The sequence below is a fragment of the Paenibacillus sp. FSL K6-4396 genome (assembly GCF_038002525.1).
In the GTDB taxonomy this organism is placed as follows: Bacteria; Bacillota; Bacilli; order Paenibacillales; family Paenibacillaceae; genus Paenibacillus; species Paenibacillus amylolyticus_B.
Genome location: NZ_JBBOCR010000001.1, coordinates 3,438,065 through 3,459,236, shown reverse-complemented (window position 1 = coordinate 3,459,236; position 21,172 = coordinate 3,438,065). Strand labels below are relative to the sequence as shown.

Genomic DNA, 21,172 nt, shown 5'->3' with positions numbered 1-21,172 from the left:
CTTATTTATTATTCCATTTATTCCCTTTTAATTCAATTATAGCATTGGGGCCAGGAAAGGTTAATTCTATCTTTTGGTCCAGATAGGATAAGGTAACTCTTGATTTTGCAATAGAGCGAATTCTGGTATTTAACAGACGACCATTTTCCCATTCCAGATCTAATTCAAATCCGCCACGAGCCCGAATACCACGAATATATCCTTTTGGCCAAGCTGCTGGCAAAGCAGGTAACAATCTGATTACTTCGTTATGGCTCTGGAGAAGCATCTCTGCTATCCCTGCAGTACCTCCAAAGTTCCCATCAATTTGAAATGGAGGATGGTCACAAAACAGATTGGGTAACGTGGAGGAACGTAAAAGTTCCACGATGTTATCGTGTGCAAGTTCCGACTCCTCTAATCGTGCCCACATATTGAGAATCCACGCCCTGCTCCATCCTGTGTGTCCACCACCGTGTTCCAATCTTCGATCGAGTGTTACGCGCGCTGCCTTAGCCAGATCAGGTGTGGATTGCACCGTAATTTGCGTTCCGGGATGCAAAGCGAATAAATGGGAAATATGTCTGTGGCCAGGTTCCAATTCATCATAGTCCTTACTCCACTCTTGGATCTGGCCATGTTTGCCAATGGAGGTCTCCGGTATTTTGGTTAAAGCACTACGGAGTTCTTCTCCGAATTCCTGATCTTCTTGCAATATCTGGGTACTTTCAATGCAACGCGTAAAGAGTTCTCTAATAATCTGATTGTCCATTGAAGCACCAAAACATAAAGCCCCCGACTCTCCATTATCTAATATATAGCGATTTTCCGGTGAGGACGAAGGACATATCACCCAATTACCGGAAGGATCCTCTATTAGATAATCCAGAATAAACATAGCCGCATCTTTCATCGTGGAGTAAACCTTTTTGAGAAATTGAACATCCTTATTGTATTCGTAGTGGTCCCATAGATGTAATGAAAGCCATGCTCCTCCCATGGTCCAAAACGTCGATGTCATGCATACATCCTGCGGTGCAGCGTCTGCCCAGATATCCGAATTGTGATGAGCAACGAATCCCTTGCATCCGTACATGGTTCTAGCGGTTTCCTTTCCCCGGACTTGCAGTCGATCTATAAAATCAAACAATGGAATGTGACATTCAGACAGATTGCAGCTTTCTGCAGGCCAGTAGTTCATCTGTGTATTAATATTAATCGTATATTTGCTATCCCATACAGGAAGCATGTCTTTATTCCATATCCCTTGAAGGTTTGCAGGTAAAGAACCTGGACGACTGCTTGAGATAAGCAGATAACGACCAAATTGAAAGTATAGACTCATGAGTTCCGGATCATGCTTACCAGCTCTAAGCCGCTCAAGGCGCTGATCGATTGGAAGTTCGGAATAACCAACATCTTTATTTTCATCTTCGAGATGTATATCCATCTTTTCGAATAAGGATTGATAGTCCGATACATGATCGGCGAGCAGTTCGCTATATGGTTTTGCGGAAGCAGCATCAATTCTGCGGAGGCACTCCACTTCGAGTTGTGCCTTGGGTACTCGAAAATCCGTGCAAGCCGTGATTAGAATAGTCGCTGAATTACCATCCTTCAGAGAAAGCTGGCCGCTTGAATAATGAACCTGCCCTCCTTCAGATATAAGGCGAATCGCACAACAAAATCGGATTCCTTCTTCTCCCCCACTTCTTCCCCGGATGATCAAGTTATTCGTTCCACGCTTCTCGATCCGGTCCAGATAGGATTGGAAGCCAACAGGATGCTTAAGAATATCTGAATAGGATGTTGATTCCAGAACGGTTCCCCTGCCAAAAACAGTGGAGAAAGATAACTTTCCAGGCAAGCTAGATTTGAGATGAACAACGAGCACTTGATCCGGGTAGCTAGCAAAATATTCTCGGCTGTAAATGGACTGATCTGCGGCATAATTCACGTTTACCTTGCCTTGTTCCAGATCGAGATGTCTTTGATATCCATTTGGTTCATGTTCACTGTGATCATAAGCGATATAGAAGTCCCCTAATGGCTCATAATGTCTTTGACCGTCAGGAACACCTACCAGAGTATCTGCCGCGAGTTCTTCTGCTTCCCTAATCTTACCGTCAAAAATCAGGCTTCTGATCTGAGATAAAGATTCAAGTGCTTGAGGATTATTCCGCTGCATCGGACCACCATACCACAGACTATCTTCATTAAGCTGAATTCTTTCGATCTGTGTTTTCCCAAATATCATGCCTCCAAGAGTTCCATTTCCGATAGGTAATGCCTCTTCCCATCTTTCAGCAGGTTGATTAAACCAGATATTTTTGGTCTTCACGTTAAAACCTCCAACGAATTATAATTCCTCACATTTTTTATGTTTAGTGTGTTCCATTTGTATGTTCTTCCAGTGTACTGTAATCTCTTAAGCATCTAAATGAACAAAATTAACTTGAATTATCACAATCTTATCCCACATTAGAGTTGTAATCGTAAATTCCGAAACTGAAAGTACAAATTCTTGTTCTGGGCAAGGAAGTATAACTATTGGAAATAAAAAAAGCCGCTATAATAGCGGCTCTGTTTCGTTCATTTCATTTAGCTTACGTAAAGCTTGGCATAAGTTATAAGATATTTCGCTCCATTTGTTGCATGAATTGCCTCAATATCAGCCGATCTTCCGAAGAAATGGATTGAAGTAGTTTCTCTTGCTGCTCTCTCCATTTATACTCAACCGGTTTTTCTAATTCTTTGCCCTTATCGGTTAGAAAGATACGCATGATCCTTGCATCCTGTACATCACGTTTGCGATATATAAATCCGTTCTGTTCCAGTGATTTGACCATGTTCGTAACGGTTGGTGGTTCGCATTTCATATGTTCACTTAGTTGCATCTGTGTTACCCCATCACCCAACCACAGCCGATACAACAGATTATCTTGTCCTACATAGAGATTAAGTTCCCGAAGAGATTCACTATAGTTTCGACGCATTTGGGAGGAAATTCGATCTAAAGACTGTCGAATATCACAATCTACTGCATCTGTCGTCATGAACGGTCCCTCCCTAACATTCGAATTATATTTAGCAGACTAAATGTATCATGGGGATATATAGGTGTCAATTCACCTTTGGTAACAATGAAACCAAAGTCTTGGAAAAATGAAATTAATGGCCTTTTGCAGCTTGGCTCGCCATATCGTTAAGTTGGGTTACAAAAGCTCCTTCATTCGGGCCTTGGTTATCACGAATCATTTTAGCTTGTTCCACGAGAACTTCTTCAGCATCCGTACCGAGTAATCTTATTGTTTCTTTAATGAATGCTTCAAGTGGCATCGCATGTGGATCGTCACTAAGATCTGCCATGAGTTCTGTTTGAACCCCAGGTGGTATAATTTCTAATACTTTTACTGTTGTATTTTTAAGCAAATAACGTTGTGATAAGGTATAAGAATGGAGCGCTGCTTTGGTAGCGGAATACACTGCAGTCGCTGCGTACGGAATAAACCCGATTGAAGAAGTCGTATTAATGATCACAGCTTCTTCTTTAGACTTCAGATGTTCGATTAATGAAGACGTCATCCGAATTGGTCCAAGCAAGTTTGTTGAGACCGTTGAAACCAGAACCTCTTCGTTAATCACACCCGCAGCCTCATCGAAAAGCATGATGCCGGCGTTATTAACTAACACATTCAAATCAGGGAAGTCCTTAATAAGTTGCTCAGCGGTTACCTCAATACTGGAAAGATCCTGTATGTCCAGTTCAACTGCAGACATTCCAGGATTAGCACTAAGTACTTCCTCCAGACGCTCTTTTCGTCTACCCGAGATGATTACTTTGTTTCCAAGGTTGTGTAAAGCTTCTGCCAATGCACGTCCAATTCCTGAACCGCCACCTGTAATGAAAATCGTGTTTCCTGTGAGTTTCATCTAAAATCCCCCAATATTTGTATTTAATTCGAAAATTTATTACTGTTTTAGTTACTTACTATAGAGCTTGCACTTTAAAGTTCTAATAGACTAACCACCTTCTTAGTTTTATACTAATACAACAATAGTTGCTTTAGTAGTTCAATTGTATCCGGAACATCATTGATGAACAACCAACAATGCGAGCCTTTTGTTGGTTTAAAAAAGGGAGATAGATTCATGGGACTTAAAGTAAGAAATATTCGTACAACTCGAACAAGAGAATCCATTTTCGAGTCACTTTTTGAACTAATGGAAGAAAAAGATTTTGATAAAATAACAATACAAAATTTAACGGAGCGAGCCCAAATCAATAGGGCAACATTCTATGCTCATTTCCAAGATAAATATGAATTATTGGATGAGATTATAAAAAAATCAGCAGAAGAACTTATTCAACAACATACTAATGGTGTGTGTGCATTTACCAAAGACAATATGATGCACTTGGTATTCGCAGCATTTGAGTATCATCAACAAGTCAAAAAGAAATGTCGACGGAACTATAATAAAATTATTCCTCTTCTCTCTTCAAAATTAGTCATTGCACTTAAGCATTATTTGGATCTTTGTATGCAGGACATAAACTCTGATGAACGTACTTTGTACGCACAAATCTATGCTAACATGATTAATGAAGCAGTTACTCTGCATACTGCTGAACAAACTAAACTAACAGAACGAAGTATAGCAGAGCATATTGTGCGAATGATGCCTTCTTCATCAGAGTGATTTATCATACTTAATAAGTTACAGTCGTCAGTTTACCTATTATGGACAACTCTAAAGTTCAGGAAGATTGGATTTATCGTAAAGCTTATTTTTTGGCAAAACCTTGCTTGTTCAAGTAGGCCATCATTTGCGGATTAATACTTCTCTCGAGGTGATCCTGGATATGGTCACTCCATCCTTTTACTTTTTTTACGGTGAAAGGAGCTCTCGTCGGACGATTTTCATAATACTTCAGCATGGTCTCATCATAGATTGCCAATTTCTCTTGATCCATCGGTTGGTATTGATTATCAAGCAATACCATGGATTGAGGGAGGCGAGGTTTCAGTTCCGGCTTATCTCCAGCTGGATTACCGATACATAATCCCACCAGAGGGATAACATATTTAGGTAAATTCAATACGTCAGATAGTTCGCTAATATTGGCTCTGACCGCACCAATGAACACTCCGCCAAGTCCCATCGATTCAGCCGCGGTTAACGCATTTTGTGCCATCAGGCCGGCATCGAATGAACCAATCAACAGAAATTCAATATATTCAATATCCACATCCGGAGCGATTTCATGATTTCGGTTGAAATCAGCACAGAAGACCCAGAATTCTGCCGCTTCTTCAATATAGGGTTGATCGACACAGAGATGTCTGAGTTTTTTTCGAAGTACTGGATCTGTGATGCGAATAATGGATACCGCCTGAAGAAGACTGAACGATGAAGTTTGATTCGCTGCCTGAAATATTGCATCTATTTGTTCCTCAGTTAGGGGTTGAGATGTGTAAGAACGAAACGATGTATGGTTATGAAGCAATTCGAGTGTGTTATTCATTAAAAAACTCTCCTTTATTCGTTGATTCCATGTTCCTGCAATCCGTATTCGTAAGGAACGCCCATATTCTCGCGTAGTGTTTTTCCTTCATATTCCTTATGGAACAAACCGCGCTCCTGCAAGATAGGAACTACCTGATTCACAAAATCTGCAACGCCATCAAAAGATACATCGGGCACGACTGAGAATCCGTCACATGCTTCAGCCAGAAACCATTCTTCCAAGAAGTCAGCAACCTGTGTCGGAGTGCCTGCAACGACCGGATGATAGTTGATGACCCCGTGAGCGAGAACATCCCTTACAGAGAGTCCTTCTTTTAATAACTTTAAGGCTCTTGGAGAACGTGGGTCCATGGGGTTGGCATATGCATTTTTCAACAAGCCTGCCGCTAAAGGTTGATCTATATCTACTGAGTTTACCGATAAGGGTAAACCAACCATGGATCCGAGGTAACTTACCCTGCTGGGAATTTCCTGAGGATTAAAGCTCATAAGCTGTTTCCGACGATCCAGAGCTTCTTCCTCCGTTGAAGCCAGAGAAAACATAAAACCTGCAAACATTTTGATATCATCGGGGTTTCGACCGAAACGGGCAGCACTTTGCCTTATCGCTTGTCTGTGTTCACGGGCAGACGTAATATCATAAGGATTGGCGTACACTCCCGAAGCATATTTCCCAGCTAATTCTACTCCTTCACCTCCTCCCCCTGCCTGGAAAATCACTGGCTGGCCTTGCTCAGAGGGCGGAATGGGCAAAGGACCACGAGATGCGTAATATTGACCCTGAAGGTTTATAGGCTGGATTTTGTCCATATCCGCAAATTCCCCTCCTTCTACATCTAACGTCCAAGCGTCTGGTTCCCAACTCCCCCACAAGGCCTGAACAATTTGTATGCTTTCATGTGCCTTGTCATAGCGTTCTTGGCGATTTTCAACCCTGGCACCGAAATTAGCCCCCGCTAGGGGGTCGGATGTGGTAACCGCATTCCATCCCACACGTCCATGACTGATAACATCCAGTGCTTTGAACTGACGTGCAATGTTGTAGGGATAATTAAATGTTGTAGAGAGGGTAGCAACAAGCCCGATGTGTTGTGTCTCTCTTGCTACTGCCATCAGTGCCAACATGGGGTCCATAGGGAACATAGGCGTCTGTGGGCCTAAATTGTTGGATAATCCTGGAGTGTCAGCGATGAAAATCATTTGAAATTTTCCTTGTTCAGCTAATTTAGCCCGTTCTACATAACTATCCATATTGGTGTAAGCTGCAGGATCCGTGCCAGGCATTCTCCATGCGCTAAATTCGGCTCCATAACCCGAAACCATCTGTAAAGCCAGTTGCATTTCACTTCTTTTTTTCATAACGATTTTCTCCTTCGTTCTGGAAAGGCACAAATATGTGTAACCTTTCTATCGTGCGAATATATTTAGCATGCTAAATATAGGGATGGATCAGCTTTTGTTCTCTTGAGTGAGGTTATAGATATTGACGTTCACCGGTCTGGGCTGATTTCTCGACGGCATCCAGTAACTGATGAAGTTTCACCGCATCCGCGAAAGTAGGTGCTAAGGTAGTACCTTCTTGAATATCCTTGGCAAACTTACGATAAGCCTGAGCCATGTTCAGAACAAATCCGGAGTCGTTATATAGAGAATGTGGAGCCGAGTAATAGGCATCGGGAATGGTTAGTTCACGAAGCTCGTTGTCCGTAGATCCTGCACCGCGTAATTGATGTGATCCGAATTGAATGGATGCAGGAGCGCTCAGAACAATCGTGCCATTGTCTCCGAAAATTTCAAGTGTGAGTCCTGTCTGATGTTTGACTCCTCCTTGAATATGAACGCTGGCTGCTGCACCATTAGTCAATTTTCCTGTAATCATGATCTGATCATCTGTTGTTTTCTTGATGACTTTCTGAATATCTACCAATTCAACTTCTGAAAACTGTTGAGCTGTGGTGGCAGACAATTCTGTAAAGTCCCCAAGCATGTAAGTGAAGGCATCCAGATTATGGCCCCCTACAATGGTCAGCAAGTTCCCTCCAACTTTCCGGTCATACAAGTACGCAGTCGACTTGTCACCAACGCCACCCATGCTATCTATAGAGATCTTCAGGATGGCAGACAACACTTTACCGACATAACCTTCTGCCAATAAATCTTTAACATATTGAACGGCCGGGGCTTGTCTAGCCTGTAATCCAATCGCATTTGGCAGTTGTGCGGATGCTACCCATTCCTGTATTTCAAGCGCTTCCTCTGTATTCGACCCCAGTGGCCATTCACAATAGATTGGTTTGCCAGCAGGCACGACGGCTTTCACGGCGTTATAATGTTCCTTGACATTAATACTGACAACGACCATATCCACATCAGGATGCTGAGCCAACTCCTTCATATTATCAAAGCCGTGATCTGCATAGAAAGCTTCTGCGCTTTTCTTTGCACTCACCATATTACTTGTCCCAACCGCTGTAAGCTCGAACTCATCCAAATGCTGAATAGCTGGAATATGTGTTCCACTCGCCCACCAGTTATTAATGGATGCCCCTATGATACCTGTACGAATTTTTTTACTCATTGTTAAACATCTCCCTTGTTAAAATTTACAGTATGATCGAATATCGGTTTGTCTCCAGCCCTTATCAGTCACTCATTTCTATGATATATTTATTTAGCTTGCTAACTATTCAATCGAGATAAGACTAATTATTCTTTCACATATTAGTAAACTAAAATTGTTTTGGTGTTGACACCATCATAGATGTATTTGTTTTGTTAGCAAAGAGGGCAATTTAAATGAACATAGTACATCTTTTTGTACCTTTGGATCAGGAGTGATATGAATGAGAGTTTGCAATGAAGGATTTGAACAAGAGTTTATAGATGGAAAAAGTGACATGTACGCCATAGCTTTTACTCAGAATGTCCTTTCTGGGCGTTGGAAATATTTTATCTTATGGTACCTAAAAGACGAAACACGGCGATATACGGATATCAAAAAATTCCTTGGAGATCTGTCTCAAGGCTCCCTTACAAAGCAGCTTAAAGAGTTGGAGAATGATGGTGTTATTCAACGCGATGTATATCCGGAAGTTCCTCCGCGAGTTGAGTATTCGTTAACAGACAAGGGAATGAAGTTACTACCAATTCTTGAAAAGATGGAGGACTTTGGCAAAGAATACGGCTAAACAACTTAATTGAAATGGATAGCTTAACCCAAAAAAGCCGCAAATTTAGCGGCTCTTTTACTCTGAAAAATTTCTATTCTGCTTTATAATCAGTAACTACATCAAATTCTCCAATGATATTGTCTCCTTCTACATCATACAAATGAATCGTTCGAACAGTACCATTCACTTGTGTTTGTGCTAAGGCTTCTTCGATGGTAGTGATTTTAGGTGTAAGATCTTCAGCTTTTAGATAACCCTCGATTCCATTGGTGCCAATTGCAGCAATCAAATCGGGTTCAACCCCAATGATTGGTTCAGATAATGCTGAGCCATAGGTATCGCCCTGTGAATTGACATCATATTTAGTTTGAAGCAATAATTCGTGAATCGTTTCCGATGTTTCAGTGTTGTTTTCAAATAAAGCATTTGATGAATTTACGTTCGATAACTTTAAGTTTGGCGATTTGTATCCAGTATAACGAGTGTATCCATTCCCATTATAGAATTCACCTACGTTCTGAGCATAATACGTCGTTTTAGTCGTTATTCTTGGAGAGTAGACAAAAAAACTAGAGGTTTTCGACGTATTATATGTCATGGAACTTGAAGCTGTTAAGCTTCCGCCAGATGTGTACAATCTAGCCATAGTTCCCATATATCCATTTGGAACACTTGCTGAAGCCTTCACTGATGCAACGGCTTCAGCAGTCGTACCTGTAGTGAAATTTCGAGTCCATACTTCAGATGTGAAAGTGTACGTGTGTCCCTTAATTTTGGGTGTACTATACGGTGAAGATGCAGTATTAGCCAGGACTGTTGAAGATGCCAAAAATAACGATAGAATACAAATCATTACCGTACTAACTTTCTTCGTTTTTCTCTTATTCATAGTTTATCCTCCTCATAATAAAAAATATTTGGATTATAGTTTCAATCTTTAATCCCTCTCTGTAAATATATTAAATTTATTGTAATAATTAGATTTATTTCCCTTTTATATCATAACATTGTTCCAATTTTTTTGAAATAGATTCGCTAATCTTAACCTTTTGACACCTTGCTCCGGAATTCACGAATCGCTCCTTTTCAGCTCTGCCATTCGATGTGAGTCTCTTCCTTATGACTGGATGTCTTATGATATACTTTATTAACAGCATTTTAATGGATGGAACCATCTGGTCTTACGCTTCGTATTTTAATCCATATGGTGATGGCGTATGTATACAGTTTGATCTTCTACAAAATGTTCAAACCACGTAACCCTTCATAAAGTATGTATTCTCAGCCAGCATAGGCAAATCAATATGATCAATAGGCTTCCATATTACTTACCTTTGTTAAAGGGGGGATGATATGTTTTTCTTCTTTTTCTTTCTGTTGCTTGGAATGCTTGGTTTATTCTTTGGGGTTAGAGCACTGAGACGACCTAATTCATGGCCTTTTAATCGTACGAAGGATGAACTTCATGAATACGATATGATGGGTATCAAGTTTAGAGGTGTTTTTCTCCTTGCTTTTGGTACTGTTCTGACTATCGCCTCTTTCAGACTTCTCCTTATTTAAAATCCAAAAAAGCCGCTCGTCGGCGGCTCTCAATGGGGCCATACTTTGGTCCCTCTCAATATTGTGGTAGCAACATTAATCCTATGGTTTAATATTAGCTTGCTGACCATCAGGAGCCACCGACTTATCTTTCGTCTTCACACCTCTGCGCTTCTTGTACCCTTTAAATATGTACACTCCTTTATAAGTATTACTGGCTGAATGATTACTTCATTACTCAATAACTACTCTCTCATCTTCATATGTAAAAAAATATTATTCATAGAAAAAACGTATTTTTTCTTATGTTAATTGTATAGACAAATAAAGTTGCTATTATAGCAACTTTATTAAAAGACATTTTAGATTTCTTAAGCATCTTCAGGCTCATAAAATCCATAACCATTCTTGCCATTCTTTTTAATCTTGTACATGGCTCCATCCGCATGTCTCAGAAGTTCGGAAGGCTCCTGTCCATGCTTGGGAAATAGGCTGATACCAATACTCATCGAAAGGTTGATATAGTTTCCGGCAATTTTGAAATGGGTACTGAATGCAGCTTCCAATCTTTTGGCGATAATTTCAGCATCATGATCATCTTTCAGATGGCTTAAAATGATGAATTCGTCCCCGCCAAGCCGAGCTACAGTGTCCGCACTTGGAATTGTTTCGCTTAATCGCTTTGCCATTTCCAGCAACACTTGATCGCCAACATGGTGTCCATATGTATCATTAACTTGTTTAAACCCATCAGCATCCACAAACATGACGGCTAGTTTGCTATGGTTTCTTTGGGCATTACTGATGGCCCAGGCAAGACGGTCATTATAAGCAAGACGATTAGGCAGACCTGTAAGTGGATCATGCAAAGACAAATGCTTGCTGATTTTCTCGGAGATTTTGATTTTGGCGTACTCCGTCTCCAGCTCTTTGATCAGATTTTTAAGTTTATAGACCCTTGTATTCACGTTTGTCATATCACTGATTTGAATGAGGGCATAACTGCGATCTTCCAAATAGAGCGGGTCCACATTCATGTTTTGTCTTAATAAATGCTCATCTTCGCCTTCCTTCGGAAGAATAAAAGCCTTATGTAGAGCACTTGAGCAAAATCTGCTTTGTCCATGATACAGCGCATTTTGCAAAATATTCAAATACACATTCGACTTAAACCTTGGGCATACTTCAAGCAGATTCAAGCCAACTACTTCTTCTTTATTTTTGCCTGTAAGGCGTTCCAACCAGCCATTCCACACAACAACTTTCAATTGTCTGTCCACGATCATTATTCCCATATGGGCTTTGTTCAAAGCTTGTGAAATAAGATTATCCATTGTCCGCCTCCAACAAAGCGTCCATTTTGGCCAGCAGGCTCGATATGGAGTTCATACTTAATGCTATGACAATGATACCTGTCACATCCGTATCGGCAAGTAAAAACGAGGTATGTAAAACCAGGACATAGACTTCATTCTGAAGCAATATTTGTTGATCGGAATTGGTGACATAGATCAGTTCAATATCAGGCAGGACGTATTCCAGTTTGATCTCCAGGAAATTACCAAATTCTCCAATAATGGCGTTAAGCAGGACATTGCTAACTTCCTTCAAAACGTCCAAATCCGTGTCCATCAGGTTCGGATCGTTCGGTATAACGCTCTCACCCAGTTCTCCAAGACAGATGTTTGCCAATACTTTAGCCTGCTCAACAGGAAACATCAGAAATGCTTTCCCCTGAAATTCGTAGCCAAACTGTAAAGATGACCTAAACAGGTGACCTTCACTAAAGAAAATGTTGTATCTTCGATCTCCAGGATCAACATCGGATATGGAGATTAGTTCCACTTCCGGAATATTCAAAACGATGCGCTTGTCCACAATCTCCGACAACATGTTAGCCGCTTGTCCCACGTAAACGTTTACTAGTTCAGTAAGTAAATCCTTCTGTAAATCATTCAGCATGATAGGCCGCCTGAATCAGTTGAATCATGGTCGTTGCCTTCTCTGCGGTTAACGGTTTATTCAAAAAACCAGAAATGCCTAACATTTCAACTTCATCCCTAGTTGTCTTCTGAATATCTGCAGATAAGATAATAATTTTGACATTGCTATCCGTTTCTCGAATCATTCGAAGCATTTCTTGTCCGTTCAAACCAGGCATCAGCAGGTCGGTGGTTATAAAATCAGGTTGAAATTCCTTAAATAGGTTGTATCCTTGCTCTCCATTGTTAGCAATCTGAATCTCGCATGCTGGAATATGATCAACAATCAGCTTTGTAAGCAATTTCTGTACGAAAATGGAGTCTTCTACGATTAATACTTTCATTTTCTCTTCAGTCTCCTTGATAAAATGGTAAGAGCTCGGGATGGTCAGGCGCTGTGGACAGTTCTTGATATAGGGCTTTCGCGCGCAGTGGCACCCTGAAAAGAGACTGACTGGTGAATCAAGTAAATATAAATTATAGTAACTTTAATTTAATTGTCAACAACATTATTGAATAAGGTAGATTCGTGTGCAATTGACTTACTACCGCCCGCCGTTTAAAAAACATAAAAAAACGGTCACCTAGTGACCGTTTTTGATCGGTTATCTGGAACTGCATTAAGTTTACTCTTTTACCCCTCCAAGCTGCAAGCCATGAACGAAATACTTCTGCAAAAATGGATATACAACCAAGATGGGTAATGCGGCAACAATCGTAATCGCTGCCCGAATAGATACAGGTGTGACCATGTTACGCGCAGCGCCAAGATCTGCACCATTGGCAACGGCTGCACTGCTGTTGGAATTCATAGAAGATGATAATAGTTTCATCAACTCATATTGCAGCGTGCTCAGGTTTTGTTTGGAAGATGCATACAGAAACGTATCAAACCAAGAATTCCATTGACCGACTGCAATGAACAGTGCAACAGTAGCGAGAACCGGTTGGCACAGCGGTAGAATAATGGAAATGAATGTTCTGAAATCTCCAGCACCATCAATTTTGGCTGATTCGATCAATCCCTCGGGTAGTGTCTGGATATAAGTTCGAATAACAATCATATTAAAGGCACTGATCAGCCCAGGAATAATGTACACCAGGAAGTTGTTTAACAAATGCAAATCTTTCATTAGGAAGTAAGTTGGAATAAGACCTGCACTAAAATACATCGTAAGAACAACTGTAATGGTAATAGGCTTTCGTAATATATAATCTTTTCGGCTTAGTGTGTAAGCCAGCATGGAGGTTAAGAATAGACTTAAAACTGTCCCCAAAACCGTTCTCGCCACAGATATACCAAAGGCGCTGAAGATGGTCCCTCCTGCAAATACTGCTCTGTAGTTTTGATCTGTCCATACCCGAGGCCACAGATAAATCCCACCCCGGATGGTGTCATTACCGGCATTGAATGATACGGCGAGTGTATTCACAAACGGATACAGGGTAACAATCGCGATTGCGATCATCAGTATACCATTTAACGTATGGAAGACAATCGGTTCAAGCCGAGATTTATTGATTCCCATCTCTAGTCCCCCTTATATTAATCGGTCTTCCCCGAGCCGTTTGGAAATTGAATTCGCCGCAAAGATCAGCGTGATACTAACTACTGTTTTGAAGATACCTGCCGCAGTAGCCAAAGAATAATTCCCGATCTGTAGTCCGTATTTCAGGACAAATATATCTATCGTCTGTGACCAGTCGACAACCACACCATTACCTAACAGATACTGAACCTCGAATCCAGCTTCCAAAATCCAGCCCATATTCATGATCAGCAAAATGATAACAATGGATTTGATTCCGGGTAAGGTCACATACAGCATTTTCTTATATCGGTTCGCACCATCAATCTCTGCCGCTTCATAGAGGGAAGGATCGATAGACGTGATGGCCGCCAAATAAATAATGGCATTCCATCCAACTTCTTTCCATACATGGGATGCGCCTACAATGCCCCAGAAGTATTCTGGAACGCTAAGCCACATGATAGGTTCTTGAATGATATGCAGCTTCATGAGTACCACATTTACAATCCCACCATCTACAGATAGTGAACTTGCTACGATACCTGTCACAATAATCCATGAGAGAAAGTGAGGTAAATACGATATTGTTTGAATAGTTCGTTTATATAACTTATGTTTGATCTCATTAAGTAAAATGGCAAATATAATTGCTGTCGCAAATCCGAGCACCATATTGATGACACTCATCGCAATGGTATTACGAAGCACGTTAAGAAATGCATCGTCTGTTAACAAAAACTTAAAGTGTTTGAGCCCGACCCATTCCTGCTGGGTGAAACTCTTCGCAGGACTGTAATTCTGAAAGGCCATAACCCAGCCCCAAATGGGATAATACGAGAATACGAGAATGTACGCAACGATGGGCAATGACATGAACATGAGTTGTCTTTGTCCGCGCAATCGTTTTAACAGTGGTGCTTTGGGTACGACTGTACGGGTAGTTTGCTCTGGTATGGCTCCAGGCGTGTTCGCCATCTTTCACTCCTCCTATTGGCTTGCAGCGACTTTAAGCATGATGTCCCCGGAAGGCACTCGCCTGAGTAATCCTTTGGTTGATACCTTCCGAGAGAATCATTGCCGCATTTTTTTATTTAACAGACCAGTTCTCGATTCTCCATTTCAGTTGGTCATTAATTCGATCTTCATAGGATTTAACATCGATCTTCTTGTAAGCGTCTACATATTCAGTCCAAATGTTATCGAACTCATTCGGTTTTGACATGATTGCTTTAGGCAAGAATTTCAATGAAGTGTCTGTCATTTGTTTGTTCGCTACCGCAGCATCAGAGCCTTCTTTCAGATCGACCTGCCATGCTGGATAGTACACTGGATTTTCTGGTGCAGGAGAGAAGAAGTCACTCCACGTTTTGAAGCCGTATGCATCCAGAAGTTCTTTATCTTCCGGTTTGAGGTTGTCATAGAATTCCTCAGGTTGGTTGATCGCTCCAATTGCATTACCATCTTCAAATGTTCCTTCGAGCTTCGGTGCAGCAGCGTAGAAACCTTCAGCTTTGTTAACCAATCTCCATGCTGGATCATCCTGCTCTGTCCGTTGCTCTGGTGTACGATAGAATCTTCCCTCTTCATTCACTTGATAGTCTACACCCTCTTCACCCCATGACAAGAGCTTCTGGTACTTCTCGTCCATAAGCTTATCGAGGAATTTGATGAGTGCGACAGGGTCTTCGGCATCTTTACTGATACCAAAACCATTGTTCAAGTTAATGACCGGACGATCCAGATAATGATCTGTGATACTTGTATCATAAACAAGCGGGAAGCCTACGTATGTCTGGCCAATTTTCCCTTGTGCTACGAGTGGGTCTTCGCCAGCTTGGAAATTCCAGTGCTGGTCGAACATACTAAGCACACGTCCCGAAGAAATTTTGGCCAGATATTGATCATAGTTCTGAACAAAGGCTTCTTTATCCAGCAATCCCTCGTTATACAGATTGTTTAGTTCTTTATAATACCGTTTGGAAATATCTTTGTCGGCAAACACGGTTGCGACTCCACCGTCATCTACAACTACGCCCCCGTCATTGGGATGACCCGTGAGATGTTCAGGTGGGTTAAGCAAAGGGAACGTCCGCCAGTCTGAAGCCAATGTAGTGAAACCAATCGTCGGTTGACCATCAATAGTTGGATTCTTGGCTGCATAATCACGGATCAACTTTGTGAAATCATCCAACGTTTTAGGAGTCGGGTACCCGGCATCCTTCAGTATGGACTTTTGGATCCAGAATGCAGGACCAGAATAATAGTTACTAATGAACTCCCCTGTATACACTCCATAGTTAGGCAACCAGTAAATATGTCCGTCACTGGAATCTTTCATCCGGTTCCAGTCTTTACCGAAATGTTTCTTCAGATTAGGTGCATGCTCTTCAATGAGATCTTCGAGCGGAATAACCGCACCCGCTGAGACCAACTTGGTGTCTGCTGTGATCAGATCCGGGAAATCGCCCCCGGCAATCATAACGCCCAACTTCTGTTGAAGATCACCTACTAGAAACTCCATCTCAAGATTAACGCCGAGTTCATCCTGGATCTTCTTGTAGATTCGGTTATCTTTAGCTGGCGCCTGATTTGGCGTTCCGATAAAGGCCGTGATGTTCAGTACCTCTTTCCCATCCTTTGTAGTCGCTTTCTCATTGTCACCGCTGCATCCTGCCAGTGCCAAACTCAAAGCCAGAACGAGTGATACGGAACCCCAAAGCTTCTTTTTCTTAAGTCCCCCCATGTACTTGCCCTCCTTGGAAGTGGTATGTCTTACTGTTTTTAGTATGAAGAAATGTATGCGGTTACAAAATATATACATTTAAGGTCTACCCCCCTGTAATTGTAGGTCTTAATCAGGAGGGGTTCTTCTTTTTCATGGATCAATTCGTATACTTTTGCCTGTATTCTACTGGTTTCATGGCTGTTCGTTTTTCGAAGTGTCTGAGAAAATGCTGGTAACTGCGGTACCCTACCTGCTCTGCAATCGCACTTGATGTTTGATTTGTCTGCTTGAGCAGACACTTTGCTTCTTCCATTCTTAGATCATGTACTACCTCGATTACACCCTTACCATACTTTCGCAAAAAGGATTGCCCTAAATGGACAGGATTCACGTAGAATCGTTCTGCGAGCTCCTGGATCGTAAATGTCTCTCTGTAATGCATCTGCACATATTCAGCAACCGTCGCCTGGATGCCACCCATTTGTCTCTCCCGGAAAATTGCCAGTTCTGACTTGCATTGCAAACAGAAATGTTCCAGATTGTTAGCAACCTCTTCTATATTTCGATGGCCCTTTTCCAGAAATCCGCTCGCAAATTCATTCATTAGAGCATTAGGTTCTCCTCCTAATTCTCTACACAGGGACAGTCCGCGGAATATAATATGGGTAGAGAAAATATGTACAATCTCTGGCGCAGCCTTCATCTGTACAAACAGTTCAAAAGCACTCCAAATCGCAGACGAGAGTTCCTCCACAGAACCGTTTTCAAGCAAATCGCAAATATGGTCCACCTCTGACAGCGTTTCCGGATCAAACTGCCAATTCTCCAGCTGAATATCTTCGGCAAACAAAAGACGCTCTTGGTTAAAAAACAAATAACGCCCAACTTCCTGAGCGGAGCGGAAGGATTCAGATAAATGCTCCAATTTGTTGACCGTTAATCCAACCGCGATATGAATTTCTTCGCAGCCGTTATGTTGCATATTGTTCATCAAACGCTGTGTAAAAGCTTTAATTGCTTCAAATGTCTCATTTCTATCATTCGTTTCCTCCCCCCATACAAGTCCCAACGAGTCTCTTGTTCTGTCTATTACATAACAGCAGGTTGTTTCTTCAGCCGTTTGTTCGGCTACTGAACAGGCTTCCTGAATATCTCCCTGAAAGGCTATCCGCAGGTAAGCCCAATGTGACTTGGTTAAACGAGGAAGGATATCTGACATCTCCTCCTCCGATATATTTTGCTTATCCTTTATCAGTGCAGACAAAAACGCTTTGATCCTTTGCTCGTTTGCATGTTCCCTTATACGCTCCTGGTTTTCACGCTCCTGCAATTGCATACGGAGACGGACCAACATATCCTCTGCTTCTGTACTGTCAACCGGTTTGGTTAAATAGTTGGAGACACCTAATCGAATAGCTTGTCTGGCATAATTAAAGTCACTGTATCCACTCGTGATGACAAACAGCACAGACTCATGTTCCAATCGTCGTGCTTCTTCTACAAGTTCCAGCCCATTCATCACAGGCATACGAATGTCTGTCACCACGAGATCAGGCTGATCTTGTTCCATCATCCGAATGGCTTCCTCACCGTTGGCGCACACACCTCTGATTTCAAAACCATGCTTTTCCCAATTGATCAGAAGCTGTAACCCTTCAATGGCATACGGTTCATCATCAACTAACAGTACTTTATACATGAGAGTTTACCTCCTATTTCCTCTGTTCCAGTTTGGAGATCGGTATACGGTACCCTGCAATGGTTTCCTTTCCAGGTACACTGCTTAGATCAAATATCGCATTTCCTTCATAAAAGAGTTCCAACCTTCGATAGACGTTGCGGAGTCCAACATGCTCGCCGTTCCTGGCTCTTTCAGAACGAATATCTCTCAAAAGCTCCGTTAGTCTCCCTGCATCCATACCGATTCCATTATCGATCACCTGAATAACCAGTTCAGAAGCGTTGCGTATCGCCGTTATCTTAATCTGTCTTCCATTTTTTCGCGCCTGCAAGCCATGTTTGCATGCATTTTCAACGAGCGGTTGAATACTCATGCGGGGAATGAGCAACGAAGCAGCATCAGGATCAACCTCGAAGGTATAATTAAAAAGCTCCCCGAAGCGAAACTTCTCAATCTGGAGATAAAGATTCGTAAATTCCAGCTCTTCTTGCAAAGGAATCAGATTGTCAGAATGACTGAGCAACTGTCTCATCAGCTTGGACAGACTTTTAATAATCTCAATGACTTCCGTATATCCATTCTTTGTACTAACGACCAGCAAGGCATTCAATGTGTTAAATAAAAAATGGGGATTCATCTGACTCTGGAGCATGGACAATTCAGTCCTCACTTGATCCAGCTCCAGATCTTTTTGACGGATTTCCAGTTTATATACGTCATTAATCAGCGTATGAATTTTACCAATCATGATGTTAAATGTACGAATAAGCCCACCAATTTCGTCGCGCCCTTCGTGAATTTCAATCAGATCGAATCGTTCGTTACGAACCTTCTCCATATGTCTGGATAGCTTGCGAATCCGATAGTGATAGGAACGCAAAATAATGTAGATCAATACAGAAGGGACCACGATACTTAATGCGAGCAACCCCAGAATTGATTTAAAGGCTTCTTGTAAAAGGTGGTCAAGGTGACGCGTATCGGCAACTCCAATCAATTTCCAACCCTTTAGGTAGGCTAGATTCCCCAACGATTTTTCGAGCGTGTAAGCAGAACTGCCAGATTCCTTGAGTATTGATTCATTATCAAGGGGGGATAAGTCGGTTTCGCTGAATTCTCCACTTGAAACGACAGTTCGATTGTTGCTGTCCACCAGACGCAGCTGAAGACTGTCTGATTCACGATTTAAAATGCTATACACCCGGCTAAGTTCCAGATCAATCTTGGAATACTTGTTGTAATTGGCATAGGAAGTATAGGTATCCATTTTGCCAATTACACTGATTCTTCTTCCCGCGTTAAATCCGGATGGCTCAATATAATCAACGACAAGAATGCCTCCACTGGTGGATTTCAGCTGTTTCAATCCAGGGAGTACATTCTTGTCTTTCATTACAATATAATGACTGCCCGTCTGAATGGTATCGTTATCCGTATAGATACGCACCTCCAGAATATTCGCTGACATGTACCGTGTTAATTTATCTCGCAGGAATGCATGGTAGACGTTGTAATAATCCACGGGGGAGTGATAGGTCCGATCCAGTGCCTCATAGAGCGAATCGTCTGCTGCAATAATTCGGCTCAGGGCAACGCTCTCATCAATCATGCCTAGCAGTTCCCCCGCAGCCCTGTCGATGGATTTGCGCAGATTTTCCTGTTCTCTAATCTTGATATCCGCAGAGGTTCGTTGATAAAAGAAGATATTAATCGTTATTACAGGAAGGAGAATACTAAGTACATAAATAAGCAGAAATTTGGATCGGAGAGGAATATCATTAACCTTACGGAACATCCAGAATTTATGACGCATATGATCACCCTTGGTTTTTGTTTTTATAGACTGACGGAAGTTCCCCTGTATGCGCTCTGAACTTTTGGGTGAAATATTCAGCATCATGATATCCTAGCCTGAATGCAATGTCAGTGATCTTCATATTGGTACGTCGCAGGAGTTTACGGGCCTCCTCAACACGAAGCTGGTGCACATAGTCACTGAAACTGACCCCCATCTCCCGCTTGAACTGTTGACCCAGGTAGGCAGAATTCACGTGAATACGATTAGCTACATCTTGTAATTTAATTTTACTTCGATAGTGTTGCTTCAATTCATTCACTGCTTCTGCAACCAGTCCTCCCGTACCCGTCTTTTGCTTCGATTCAGATTGGGAAAGTTGCTTGGACAGTCGAACACACAGGTCTTGCAATGTGCCGGAAGACCAACTCGCAGCCTCATGCCATTCTTTTTCACATAGTATTTCTCTGCAACCCTCTCTTTTCCCATATTTTCGTAGCAACTCCCCATGGATATATCGAATGACATGATGTATCCATTCCAACGAAACCTCTGCTTTCTCACTCTTCTCTAACAGTCCACTCACTGCAATATCGATGGAATACGTGTTCTCTGCTTCAATCAACCCCAAGATCTCTTTGGAGATGTTCATCATTTGCTCTAAATCATATTCTTCGCTTATTCGATATTCATTAAGATGATTTTCATAGGCTTCATCTGTAACCATGACTCCATTTTGCTGTTTTTGCTCATTTCTGCGTTTGTCCAGAGGTTCAATCATTTCCATAAGGATTTGATGAATTTCCTCGGGAACAAGAGGTTTAAGCACATACTGATCGACCTGATACCGTATGGCTTGCTTCGCGTAATTAAAATCGGAGTATCCTGTAACGATAACAATTTTAGAGGTATAAGCGAGATCTTCTCGCAAGGTGTGAATCAAACCGAGACCATCCATAACAGGCATTTGAATATCAGTGACGACAAGATCCGGTTCAACCGAGTTGAACAAAGCAAGTGCTTCCTCCCCATCCGTGGCCGTCCCGCAGAGTTCATATCCACAAGCTCCCCAGTCAATCATCGTTCTCCATCCTTCTAGCATAAACGGCTCATCATCCGCGACAATGACCTTGTACATTAGCTCACCTCTCTTTTATCCTTGATCAGCTGCATGTATTTTATCTATAGGTAGATTCCAGTTGTTCTGAAAACGCTAAACAGCAGAACAACAGCA

General features: G+C 41.8%; 18 protein-coding genes. 2 read left to right on the top strand and 16 right to left on the bottom strand.

Annotated elements, in window-relative coordinates; translation table 11 throughout:
• Position 1: 1 nt before the first annotated feature.
• The 3 genes from MHB85_RS15040 to MHB85_RS15030 all read right to left on the bottom strand — a co-directional run bounded on the left by MHB85_RS15040 (position 2) and on the right by MHB85_RS15030 (position 3,912).
• Positions 2 to 2,320, bottom strand: coding sequence for a glycoside hydrolase family 95 protein (locus MHB85_RS15040; RefSeq protein ID WP_341073165.1), 2,319 nt, complete (start codon positions 2,318 to 2,320; stop codon positions 2 to 4).
• A 286-nt stretch (positions 2,321 to 2,606) separates the two neighbouring features.
• Positions 2,607 to 3,035 (bottom strand): MarR family winged helix-turn-helix transcriptional regulator, encoded by a 429-nt coding sequence (locus tag MHB85_RS15035; RefSeq protein WP_091019087.1) that lies wholly within the window; start codon positions 3,033 to 3,035, stop codon positions 2,607 to 2,609.
• Positions 3,036 to 3,150: 115 nt separating this feature from the next.
• A complete protein-coding gene (locus tag MHB85_RS15030; RefSeq protein ID WP_091019089.1) occupies positions 3,151 to 3,912 on the bottom strand; it encodes an SDR family oxidoreductase in 762 nt (253 codons plus the stop codon).
• A gap of 219 nt (positions 3,913 to 4,131) precedes the next feature.
• Between MHB85_RS15030 and MHB85_RS15025 the strand changes: the two genes are divergently transcribed.
• A complete protein-coding gene (locus MHB85_RS15025) occupies positions 4,132 to 4,683 on the top strand; it encodes a TetR/AcrR family transcriptional regulator (RefSeq protein WP_181155414.1) in 552 nt (183 codons plus the stop codon).
• Between the two features lie 85 nt (positions 4,684 to 4,768).
• On the opposite strand, the gene nfsA is transcribed toward MHB85_RS15025, so the two are convergent.
• The 3 genes from nfsA to MHB85_RS15010 form a co-directional block, all read right to left on the bottom strand.
• A complete protein-coding gene (gene nfsA, locus MHB85_RS15020; RefSeq protein WP_091017686.1) occupies positions 4,769 to 5,509 on the bottom strand; it encodes an oxygen-insensitive NADPH nitroreductase in 741 nt (246 codons plus the stop codon).
• Positions 5,510 to 5,523: 14 nt separating this feature from the next.
• Positions 5,524 to 6,870 carry an NtaA/DmoA family FMN-dependent monooxygenase gene (locus MHB85_RS15015; RefSeq protein WP_105598732.1) on the bottom strand — a complete coding sequence of 449 codons (1,347 nt, stop codon included), beginning with the start codon at positions 6,868 to 6,870 and terminating at the stop codon, positions 5,524 to 5,526.
• A 115-nt stretch (positions 6,871 to 6,985) separates the two neighbouring features.
• Positions 6,986 to 8,089 (bottom strand): Gfo/Idh/MocA family protein, encoded by a 1,104-nt coding sequence (locus tag MHB85_RS15010; protein ID WP_341073164.1) that lies wholly within the window; start codon positions 8,087 to 8,089, stop codon positions 6,986 to 6,988.
• Between the two features lie 265 nt (positions 8,090 to 8,354).
• On the opposite strand from MHB85_RS15010, the gene MHB85_RS15005 reads away from it, so the two are divergent.
• Positions 8,355 to 8,699 carry a winged helix-turn-helix transcriptional regulator gene (locus MHB85_RS15005; RefSeq protein ID WP_074095086.1) on the top strand — a complete coding sequence of 115 codons (345 nt, stop codon included), beginning with the start codon at positions 8,355 to 8,357 and terminating at the stop codon, positions 8,697 to 8,699.
• A 73-nt stretch (positions 8,700 to 8,772) separates the two neighbouring features.
• Here MHB85_RS15005 and MHB85_RS15000 read toward each other — a convergent pair whose 3' ends face one another.
• The 10 genes from MHB85_RS15000 to MHB85_RS14955 form a co-directional block, all read right to left on the bottom strand.
• Positions 8,773 to 9,570 carry a peptidase gene (locus MHB85_RS15000; RefSeq protein WP_105598730.1) on the bottom strand — a complete coding sequence of 266 codons (798 nt, stop codon included), beginning with the start codon at positions 9,568 to 9,570 and terminating at the stop codon, positions 8,773 to 8,775.
• A gap of 1,024 nt (positions 9,571 to 10,594) precedes the next feature.
• Positions 10,595 to 11,557 carry a sensor domain-containing diguanylate cyclase gene (locus tag MHB85_RS14995; protein WP_105598728.1) on the bottom strand — a complete coding sequence of 321 codons (963 nt, stop codon included), beginning with the start codon at positions 11,555 to 11,557 and terminating at the stop codon, positions 10,595 to 10,597.
• Positions 11,550 to 12,185, bottom strand: a complete 636-nt coding sequence (locus MHB85_RS14990; protein ID WP_017688455.1) for a hypothetical protein — start codon at positions 12,183 to 12,185, stop codon at positions 11,550 to 11,552. Before MHB85_RS14990 ends, MHB85_RS14995 begins: the two co-directional genes overlap by 8 nt.
• Positions 12,175 to 12,549, bottom strand: coding sequence for a response regulator transcription factor (locus MHB85_RS14985; RefSeq protein WP_091016260.1), 375 nt, complete (start codon positions 12,547 to 12,549; stop codon positions 12,175 to 12,177). The genes MHB85_RS14990 and MHB85_RS14985 overlap by 11 nt, the downstream gene beginning before the upstream one ends.
• A 282-nt stretch (positions 12,550 to 12,831) precedes the next feature.
• Entirely contained in the window at positions 12,832 to 13,734 is a 903-nt protein-coding gene (locus tag MHB85_RS14980; RefSeq protein ID WP_017688457.1) for a carbohydrate ABC transporter permease, read from the bottom strand.
• Between the two features lie 12 nt (positions 13,735 to 13,746).
• Entirely contained in the window at positions 13,747 to 14,712 is a 966-nt protein-coding gene (locus MHB85_RS14975) for an ABC transporter permease (RefSeq protein WP_017688458.1), read from the bottom strand.
• Positions 14,713 to 14,824: 112 nt separating this feature from the next.
• On the bottom strand, positions 14,825 to 16,480 hold the full coding sequence (locus MHB85_RS14970) for an extracellular solute-binding protein (RefSeq protein ID WP_091016262.1): 1,656 nt from the start codon (positions 16,478 to 16,480) through the stop codon (positions 14,825 to 14,827).
• Positions 16,481 to 16,619: 139 nt separating this feature from the next.
• Positions 16,620 to 18,161: a response regulator gene (locus MHB85_RS14965; RefSeq protein WP_105598727.1), complete on the bottom strand. Its 1,542-nt coding sequence runs from the start codon at positions 18,159 to 18,161 to the stop codon at positions 16,620 to 16,622.
• 13 nt (positions 18,162 to 18,174) lie between these two features.
• Positions 18,175 to 19,956 carry a sensor histidine kinase gene (locus MHB85_RS14960; RefSeq protein WP_105598726.1) on the bottom strand — a complete coding sequence of 594 codons (1,782 nt, stop codon included), beginning with the start codon at positions 19,954 to 19,956 and terminating at the stop codon, positions 18,175 to 18,177.
• 4 nt (positions 19,957 to 19,960) lie between these two features.
• Positions 19,961 to 21,076 (bottom strand): response regulator transcription factor, encoded by a 1,116-nt coding sequence (locus MHB85_RS14955; protein WP_091016265.1) that lies wholly within the window; start codon positions 21,074 to 21,076, stop codon positions 19,961 to 19,963.
• Positions 21,077 to 21,172 lie beyond the last annotated feature (96 nt).